This is a genomic window from Frankia gtarii (genome assembly GCF_025403375.1).
GTDB lineage: Bacteria > Actinomycetota > Actinomycetes > Frankiales > Frankiaceae > Frankia > Frankia gtarii.
This window is the reverse complement of sequence record NZ_JAMPTM010000279.1, coordinates 1-8,606: the sequence shown is the minus strand read 5'-3', so window position 1 is coordinate 8,606 and position 8,606 is coordinate 1. Positions and strand designations below refer to the sequence as shown.

Annotated in this window: 7 protein-coding genes; 4 read left to right on the top strand and 3 right to left on the bottom strand. The window is 72.5% G+C overall.

Going from position 1 to position 8,606, the window contains the following annotated elements; all coding sequences use genetic code 11:
• Positions 1 to 276, bottom strand: a 276-nt coding sequence (locus NBZ83_RS26890; RefSeq protein ID WP_261576033.1) for a helix-turn-helix domain-containing protein, incomplete at its 3' end; no start/stop codon positions are given.
• Positions 277 to 536: 260 nt separating this feature from the next.
• Between NBZ83_RS26890 and NBZ83_RS26885 the strand changes: the two genes are divergently transcribed.
• Together NBZ83_RS26885 and NBZ83_RS26880 are read left to right on the top strand one after the other, a co-directional pair.
• A complete protein-coding gene (locus tag NBZ83_RS26885; protein ID WP_261576032.1) occupies positions 537 to 929 on the top strand; it encodes an RNA-binding S4 domain-containing protein in 393 nt (130 codons plus the stop codon).
• 250 nt (positions 930 to 1,179) lie between these two features.
• The gene (locus NBZ83_RS26880) at positions 1,180 to 2,766 is read left to right on the top strand and encodes an MFS transporter (RefSeq protein ID WP_261576031.1); all 1,587 of its coding nucleotides are present in this window, start codon (positions 1,180 to 1,182) and stop codon (positions 2,764 to 2,766) included.
• Here NBZ83_RS26880 and NBZ83_RS26875 read toward each other — a convergent pair.
• On the bottom strand, positions 2,763 to 3,647 hold the full coding sequence (locus NBZ83_RS26875; protein ID WP_261567920.1) for a universal stress protein: 885 nt from the start codon (positions 3,645 to 3,647) through the stop codon (positions 2,763 to 2,765). The genes NBZ83_RS26880 and NBZ83_RS26875 overlap by 4 nt on opposite strands.
• A 903-nt stretch (positions 3,648 to 4,550) precedes the next feature.
• Between NBZ83_RS26875 and NBZ83_RS26870 the strand changes: the two genes are divergently transcribed.
• Positions 4,551 to 6,320 (top strand): sensor histidine kinase, encoded by a 1,770-nt coding sequence (locus tag NBZ83_RS26870; protein ID WP_261567918.1) that lies wholly within the window; start codon positions 4,551 to 4,553, stop codon positions 6,318 to 6,320.
• A gap of 67 nt (positions 6,321 to 6,387) precedes the next feature.
• Here NBZ83_RS26870 and NBZ83_RS26865 read toward each other — a convergent pair whose 3' ends face one another.
• The gene (locus NBZ83_RS26865; protein ID WP_261576030.1) at positions 6,388 to 7,758 is read right to left on the bottom strand and encodes an ABC transporter permease; all 1,371 of its coding nucleotides are present in this window, start codon (positions 7,756 to 7,758) and stop codon (positions 6,388 to 6,390) included.
• 194 nt (positions 7,759 to 7,952) lie between these two features.
• Between NBZ83_RS26865 and NBZ83_RS26860 the strand changes: the two genes are divergently transcribed.
• Positions 7,953 to 8,585 carry a TetR/AcrR family transcriptional regulator gene (locus NBZ83_RS26860; RefSeq protein ID WP_261567914.1) on the top strand — a complete coding sequence of 211 codons (633 nt, stop codon included), beginning with the start codon at positions 7,953 to 7,955 and terminating at the stop codon, positions 8,583 to 8,585.
• Positions 8,586 to 8,606 lie beyond the last annotated feature (21 nt).

The following is an 8,606-nucleotide window of genomic DNA, read 5'->3' as shown; positions in this document are numbered from 1 at the left end:
ACGCCACCCCGGCCGCCGATGCGACCCGCCGAAAAAGTTCGCCCTCGCGGTCGCGAAGTCCCGCAACGCCTGCTGCTGCACGATCACACTGCCCGCCGCCAGCCAGCCGCAGGCGCCCCGCGCCGCGGTCAACTGCCGATTCCACTCGGCGTAACCAGGAGCGGGGCCACGCCGCGGGTTCCACCACGACTGCTGCTCCACACACAGGTTCCACACGAACCGCGCATGCCCACAATGCACAAGAAGAGCATCTTCCTGCGCCACGCCGGGATACAACCGGAACCTCTACACAAACCGATCCTAACCCACCAGGACCGCGCAGAAGAAGGTTCTGAGATTACCGAACAACCCGCACCCCCACATCACCGAAACCATCAAAGAAGACGACTATTCCCCGGACAGGGAAATCATCCACCTGTTACATGCCGCGTTAGCACGGCGGTTCACCTGACGGCGAACCGCCTACCCCTGCCCCGCTCCGCGGGGAGCCGGATTCCTCCCCGGCCTGACGGCCGGGGCATCCTCCGGAGTTCTCGGTGACGCCACCGGAGGATTCCGCCCGGGCCGACACGTGGATCTGGTGCGTGCGGCTGGTCAAGACGCGCTCGCAGGCGACGGATGCCTGTCGGGCCGGGCACGTCCGGCTCAACGGCGAGCGGATCAAACCCGCGCACCTGGTCCATGCGGGCGACGAGATCCGGCTCCGGCTGGCCGGGCGGGAACGGATCGTCGTGATCACGAAGGTGCTGCGGAATCGGGTCGGGGCGCCGGTCGCAGCCGAGTGCTTCGTCGACCACAGCCCCCCGGTGCTGCGCGATCCGACTCCGGCGGTGGCCGTGCGCGACCGGGGCGCGGGGCGGCCGACCAAGCGCGACCGTCGGGTCATGGAGCGGCTGCGCGACCAGCCCTGCCCGCCGGCGCCACCGTGACCCGACGGTGGGCGTTGCGGTGCGATGCGCCCGGTCCGCCGGCTTTAGACCGTGCAATACGCACCGCAACCGGCCCCGCCCTGGTTCGGACTCACTCGTTCTAGGCTTCCGATGTATCACCACCGGGCATACGGCACATCATTGACACCGCCCCGCGGCCCCGCGCCGCCACGCCTGGACCGGCACATCCTCGCCCCCGCAGCCGCGGCGCTGTGCGGGCTCAAGGCGCCAGTCCCCCCGGGAGGTTCTGATGGATCGGAAATGGTGGACGCTGCTGGTCGTCTGCGGCGCCACGTTCATGCTGCTGCTCGACGTCACCATCGTGATCGTCGCGCTGCCGGAGATCCAGAGCGGTCTCGGCGCCGGGTTCGCCGACGTCCAGTGGGTCATCGACGCCTACGCCCTTACCCTGGCCGCGCTGCTGCTGACGGCCGGTTCGCTCGCCGATCTCTACGGGCGGCGCCTGCTGTTCACCATCGGGTTCACGATCTTCACGGTGGGGTCGCTGCTGTGCGGGCTCTCGCAGTCGACGATCATGCTGATCATCTCACGGGGCGTGCAGGGCGTGGGCGGCGCCGTGCTGTTCGCGACGTCGCTGGCGCTGCTCGCCAACAGCTTCCGCGGCCGCGACCGGGGGATCGCCTTCGGGGTGTGGGGCGCGGTCACCGGCATCGCCACGTCCCTCGGGCCCATCCTCGGCGGATTGATCACCAGCGGGATCAGCTGGCGGGGAATCTTCCTGGTCAACGTGCCGATCGGCGTCGTCGCCGTCGCCCTGACGGTGTGGAAGGTCGAGGAGTCCCGGCCGCCGGCGGCGCACCGCCCCGACTGGCCCGGTTTCGCGACGCTCACCGCCGGGCTGGTCGGCGTGGTCTACGGCCTGATCCGGGCGGGCGAGACGGCCTGGACGGACACCGGCGTCGCGGTCAGCCTGTGCCTGGGCGTGGCGTTCCTTGTCGCGTTCGTCGCCGTGGAGGCCAGGGTCACGCACCCGATGTTCGACCTGTCCCTGCTGCGCACCCCGACGTTCCTTGGCGGTTCGGTGGCGGCGGTCGCGATGAACGGGTCGCTGTTCGCGATGTTCGTCTACCTCGTCCTCTACCTGCAGAACGACCTGGGTTACTCCGCGTTCGGGGCGGGCGTGCGGCTGCTGATCGTGAGCGCGGGCAGCTTCATCGCCGCGTCGGTGGCGGGGCGGCTGACCAGCGTGATGCCTGTGCGGTGGCTCATCGGCCCCGGCCTGGCGCTGGTCGGCGTCGGCCTGCTGCTCATGGCCGGCCTGGACGCGGGCAGCTCGTGGACGCACCTGATCCCGGGCTTCGTGCTGGCCGGGATCGGCAGCGGGCTGGTCAACCCGCCGCTGGCCTCGACGGCCGTCGCAGTGGTGCCGCCGGAGCGGTCGGGGATGGCGTCGGGCGCGAACACCACGTTTCGTCAGATCGGCATGGCGCTCAGCATCGCCGCCCTCGGCTCGATCTTCGCGGCGCGGTTGGAGAGCGGCATCAACAGCGGGCTGCGAGCGGTGCCGGCGCTGCGCGGGCAGGGAGCACGAATCGCCGACACGCTGCGCAACGGCGGCACCGACCAGCTCTTCGCCAGCACGCCCGCGAACGCCCGCGGCCCGCTGGCCGGCGCTGTCCGGTCCGGTTTCGCCGGCGCGATCAACGACCTGCTCGTCGTCACCGGGATCGTCGCGCTCGTCGGCGCGGTCTGCGCGCTGACGCTCATCCGCAGCAAGGACTTCGTCGCGCAGGGCCACGCCAGCCCCGCCCCCGCCGGCGGCCCCGCCAAGGATGCCGAGACGCCCTCGCTGACCGCCTCGGACTCACCCGGCTAGCGGATGGCGTCGGGGATGACCGCGACCGGGCATCGGGCGTGGTGCACGCACTGGTACGCGGCCGAACCCAGCAACAGGCCGGCGAAGCCACCGAGGCCGCGGGCGCCGAGCACGAGCAGCCGGGCGTCGGCGGCCGCGGCGAGCAGGCTCTGCGCCGGCCCGCCGAACGCCAGCCGGGTGTCGAGGTTGACGTCCACCTCGCCCGCCAGCCCCTTGGTCATGCAGTCGTCGAGGACGGCATGCGCGGCCTGCTCGAATGCCGCCCGGTCGCGCGCGACGCGTTGACCGGAGTGCAGCAGCGGCGCGGGCTGCCAGGCGTGCACGACCCGCAGCGGCGCCGCGTGCAGCGCCGCCTGTTCCGCAGCCCAGCGCAACGCGGCCAGCGATGCCGCCGAGCCGTCCACGCCGACGAGCACGGGCCGGCCGCTGTCGTCGTCCTCGGGGCCGCGGCCGTCCGCCCGGACGACGACGACCGGCCGGGTGGCCTGGTGCAGGCAGGCGATGGAAACCGAGCCGAGCAGGTACCGGCGCAGCCGGCTGGTCCCCCGGTAGCCGACGACGATCATGTCCGCGCCCGCGCCCGCCGACATCAGCGCCTCGACGGCGTCGGCGTAGACGGCCCGCTCGGTGACGGGCACCGGCCGGCGCGGGTCCTGGGCGCGTTGGACGGATTCCCGCACCACGGCCAGGGCCGTCCCCTCGATCGTGTGCGGGCCCGGCGCGTAGGCGCGGTCGAGCACCTCGCGCGGGCAGTCGTCCGGAGTCCAGGCCAGCATCGCCTCGAGACGGTCCCGACGCAGCCACGCCTCCCCGACGGCCCAGCGCAGCGCCGCGTCGGCGTCCCTGGATCCGTCCACTCCCACCACGATGCAGCCAGTCACTACAAGCTCCAGATCCTCCGTGGCCGGCGTCCCAGTCCCTGTCCCAGGGTGCCTGCCGCGGCCCAGGTCGGCGAGTGCGCTGCGGGCCCCCGCACGAGGTCCGAACGGCCCGCCGACATCGGTGCGTTCGGCCGCCGCCGCCTCCCCGTTCGGGGGGTACCGCGCTGGCGCGGGACCACCTCGGCTGGCCCGATCGGGGCAACCGGTTCACCCACCGACTCCTCGGGCAGGTGGGGCCCGTCCGGGGAACACAGTCCGCCAACCGCGGCCGGCAGCGGCGGCATCAGCCCCGTGTGCCCTGGCAGCGAAGGTGACGGGCCGCCGCCGGGGCCGGGCCGCCGCCGGCACGGTCCGGATCGCACGGTAGGAAGGGCTCCACGATGAGCGCCGAAGGTCCCTGGGCACCGGGGCGCAGTGGCGCCGAGCATGGGAAATGACGGATGACCCGCCGCCGGTCGGCCTCGGGGACACGCCGACGCCAACCGCGCAGCAGCAGTTGGCGGACGGCGGATGGCGCGCGGCGGCTCGGGGTGGCTCAAGGCGACTCGCCCGGTGCTCGGCCCACCGGTCCGCACCTGGGCTCCGGTCGGCCGACGCGGTGGACAGGAGGCTGCCCGATGAGGGTGCGCGAAGTGAGGACGACGCGGATGCACGCCGTCGAGGCCACGAGTCGAACCGAACAGGCCGAACAGGCCGGGCATGCCGGGCGTGCCGGGCGAACTCGGCAGGCTGGGCAAGCGCGAGCCGCCGCGGGGCCGTCCGCGCCCATTCCGCGATGACGTGGTGCCCACCACGGACGGATGGCAGCCGCCGGGACCCGCGGCCCATCCTCACCGGGAACAGTTCGGCCGTAATCCGGACGACGGCCGCCGGCCCGGGCGGATCGGTTATCGTCCTGGAAGCATGGAGTCCGAACGGGACCTCGCCCCGACCGGCGCTGAGACCTCCGGGACGGCCTGCGGGGAGATCTCCCCGTCAGGGTCGTCGGGAGACCTGATCTTTCCTGCTGTCGCTCGGCTCGAACTGGACGAGCTTCTCTCCCAGCTGGTGGAGCGAGCCCAGGATGTGCTGGCCACCCAGGGCCGGCTGCGAGGTCTGCTGCGGGCCAACCGGATGGTCACCGCCGACCTCAGCCTCGACGTGGTGCTGCGCCGCATCGTCGAGTCCGCCTGCGAGCTGGTCGACGCCCGCTACGGCGCGCTCGGCGTCATCGCCCGCGACGGTCACCTCGAACAGTTCATCCATGTCGGGATGGACCCGGGCCGCGTCGAGGCGATCGGCCGGACCCCCCGCGGCGACGGGGTGCTCGGCCTGCTCATCGCCGAGCCGGGGCCGGTGCGCCTCGACGACATCGCCGACCATCCCCGCGCCGTCGGCTTCCCCGCCGGGCATCCGCCGATGCGGGCGTTCCTCGGCGTGCCGATCAGGGTCCGCAACGAGGTCTTCGGCAACCTCTACCTGACCGAGAAGCGCGGCGGGCGGATCTTCACCGCCGAGGACGAGGAACTCGTGCTCGCGCTCGCCGCCAACGCCGGCGTGGCGATCGACAACGCCCGCCTGTTCGGGGAGGCCCAGCACCGCCAGCAGTGGTCACAGGCGTCCGCGGACATCACCCGGCATCTGCTCGCCGACGGCGAGGACCCGTTGGAGCTGATCGTCCAGCGGGCCCGTGACGTCGCCCGGGCGGACACGACCGCGCTGGCCCTGTGCGACCCAACGGCGCGGGAACTGTCCTTCGACGTCGCCGAGGGTCACGACGCCGACCTGCTGCGCGGCCAGCAGGTGTCGATGGAAACCTCGCTCGCCGGGCGGGCGGTGCGGGACCGGGCCCCCCTCGTCGTCGCCGACGTGCGCACGCTGGGCGGCTCCGAGATCGACAAGCTCGACGTCGGCCCGATCATGATCGTGCCGCTGATCGCCTCGCAGGTCACCTCCGGCGCGCTGATCCTCGGCCGCCGCCGCGATGGCGGCCTGTTCACCGACGAGGACCTCGAACTCGCCGCCGCGTTCGCCGCCCACGTCGCGCTCGCCCTGGAACTGGCCCGCTCGCGGGCGGCGCGGGGCCGGCTGTCGCTGCTGGAGGACCGCGACCGGATTGCCCGCGACCTGCATGACCATGTGATGCAGCGGCTGTTCGCGGTGGCGATGGGCCTGCAGGGCCTGGCCGCCAGCGAGGAACGGGCGCCGCGCGCGGAGCGGATGAGCACCTACGTCGAGGATCTCGACGAGACCGTGCGGGAGATCCGCCAGACCATCTTCGAGCTGCGCGGCCGGGCGACGCCGGCGACGGGCAGCGGCCTGCGGGCGCAGATCCTCGGCATCATCGACGACATGGCCGGGGCGTTCGGCTTCACCCCGCGACTGCACCTCGACGGCCCGGTCGACACCGCGATCGACGCCGCCGTCGGCGACCATCTCATCGCCGTGGTGCGCGAGACCCTGTCGAACGCCGCCCGCCACGCCCACGCGCGCGCCGTGGAGGTGACGGTGACCGTCGCGAACGGCCGGGTGAGCGTGGACGTGGTGGACGACGGGGTCGGCATGGGACCGACGACGCGGCGCAGTGGCCTGGCGAACCTGCGTGGCCGGGCCGAATCCCTGGGCGGAAGCTTCGCTCTGGAGCCCGGCCCCGCCGGTGGCACCCGGGTGCGCTGGTCGGTGCCCACCGGCTGAGCCGGGCCGAACCTCTTTGGACGGACCTCCGGGACGGACCTCCCGGGACGGCGTCCGCCGTCGAAGGTCAGGCGCTGCCGCTGCCCGCCGCCGCACCGGAGACGGCGGCCGCATCGGACTCGGCCTCCTCGTCGGCGAACTCGTTGTCCCGCAACCCCTCGCCCCGCGACCCGCCGCCGTTGCCGTTGCTGTTGCCGTTGCCGTTGCCGTTGCCGTTGCCGCGGGAATCGTCGTCCCGCCCCGGGCCCTCGCTCGTGGGGGCCCCGCTCGTGGTGACGTGGTGCGGGCGGGTACCGGCGGCGGCCTCGGCCTGCTCGGCCTGGCGAGCCGCCATCGCCGCGCCCTGTGCGGCCAGCATCATCGACACCGGCTTGCCGCGTTCGGCGCGCAGCCGGTTGCGGCGGTCGAAGAACGGCTTGCCGACGACGGTGAGCACGAGGCCGATCGCCGCGTAGACGCCGATGATCGTCGCACCACGGCCGGTCCCCGGCCCGACGCCGTAGACGACGTCGCGCAGCACGTCGAGGACACCGGTGCCGAACACGTACGGGTGCAGCCACTTGAACGGCTCGGGCACGAACGCCGCCGGGAACGCCCCGCCTGACGACGGGATGTTGAGGAACACGAACAGGATGAGTGCCGCGCCGGTGACGAACCGACCGATGAAGTAGGACAGGCCGTTGACCACCAGGCCGACCGAGATCGTCGTCAGCCAGCCGAGCAGCCACAGTGACAGGAAGTGGCCGTGCACGGCGCCCACCACCGGACCGGCGAACAGGGTGCCGAGCAGCGAGAACACGAAGCCGGCTCCGACGATCAGGCCGAGGCGGACGCGGTGCCTGAGCGTCTGGCCCATCATCCCGATGAACATGCCGACCATGTAGCCGGCGATGGTCCAGACCAGCGCGATGTAGAAGCCCGAGGTGCCGTAGGAGTCGTGCTTGGGCAGCGCGGCGAGGTCGTCGACGGCGAGGGTGGTGCCCTCGGCCGCCGCCACCGGGGCGAACGTCTGCTGGACGACCTCGGCGAGCTGGAACTGGGCACCGCTGGCCACGAGCAGCCGGGCCGGCTGGTTCGCCGAGCCGGGGGTGAAGGCCGCCGCCAGGTCACCGTCGCGGACATCGCCGCGGACGTCGTCGACCGAGCCCACCGCCGACACCGACAGCATGCCGTTGCTGGTGCCTTCCAGCCGGTCGGCGAGGGTCGCCGCCGCCGGACCGGTCCCGACCACCGCGACCTTGATGTCCTTCGGTGACGGCTGGTGGAAGGCGTTGATGTAGCACAGGCAGAAGGCGACGACGAAGACCAGCGGCAGCCAGAGCTGCAGGCCGATCATCTGGACCGGCGGCGAGAGCCGGGAGTACTGCCGCCGGTAGCGCATCCACGGGCCGAGCCCGGTCGAGGGCGCCCCGCTGGACGCCGATGTCTCCGCTGTCATTGATCACTTTCCCGCGCGTGAGGACCGATGGGAGGTGCAGGACCAGCAGGCCGGCCGCTGTGCCCGGGAGAAACGCCGGGGGCGCGGTTCGCTGGGGAAGCTCGACCGAGAACCAATCGCAGTGAGACTGTAGCCCGAAGATGAGACTCAGTCCAACATTCGAACCTTGATATCAGAGCTGGTACCCTTCTCCCGTGGCGAAAAACCCCGCGGCGAGCCCCGACGGCGCCGCAACCCCGGCGCCGGGCACCGATCTGCGCGCCCGGACCAGGCGGGCCCTGCAGGCGGAGATCACCGCCGTCGCCTTTGACCTGTTCGACCGGCAGGGCTTCGAGTGCACGACGATCAACCAGATCGCCGCCGAGGCCGGCCTGTCGCGCAGCAGCTTCTTCCGTTACTTCGCGACCAAGGAGGACGTCGTCCTGCTCGGGGTGGAGGAACGCGGCCTGGTCCTACGCGACGCGCTCGCCGGCCGCCCCGCGGACGAGACGCCCTGGCAGGCACTGCGCCAGGCGCTCAACGCGATCATCGGCTTCAACGTCGAGAACCCCGAACGAGCCCTGCGGCTGTCCCGGATGATGGTCGACACGCCGTCGTTGCAGGGCCGCCAGCTGCAGCGGCAGAACAGCTGGCAGCGGCTGCTCGCGCCCGAGCTCGCCCGGCGCCTCGCCATCCCGCCGACGGACACCGCCGACCCGCGCCCGCGCGCGCTGGCCTCGGCCGCGCTCGGCTGCTATGACGCCGCCCTGACGGTCTGGCGCGACTGCGACGGGACGGCCGATCTCACCGCCCTGCTCGACCAGGCGATGTCCATCCTGACCGGCTGACCCCACACCCCACTCCACCCG

What these genes read in the sequence shown, in the direction of transcription:
- NBZ83_RS26880 (WP_261576031.1), top strand. Translation starts at nt 1,180, where the DNA reads ATGGATCGGAAATGGTGGACGCTGCTGGTCGTCTGCGGCGCCACGTTC.
- NBZ83_RS26870 (WP_261567918.1), top strand. Translation starts at nt 4,551, where the DNA reads ATGGAGTCCGAACGGGACCTCGCCCCGACCGGCGCTGAGACCTCCGGG.
- NBZ83_RS26865 (WP_261576030.1), bottom strand. Translation starts at nt 7,758, where the DNA reads ATGACAGCGGAGACATCGGCGTCCAGCGGGGCGCCCTCGACCGGGCTC.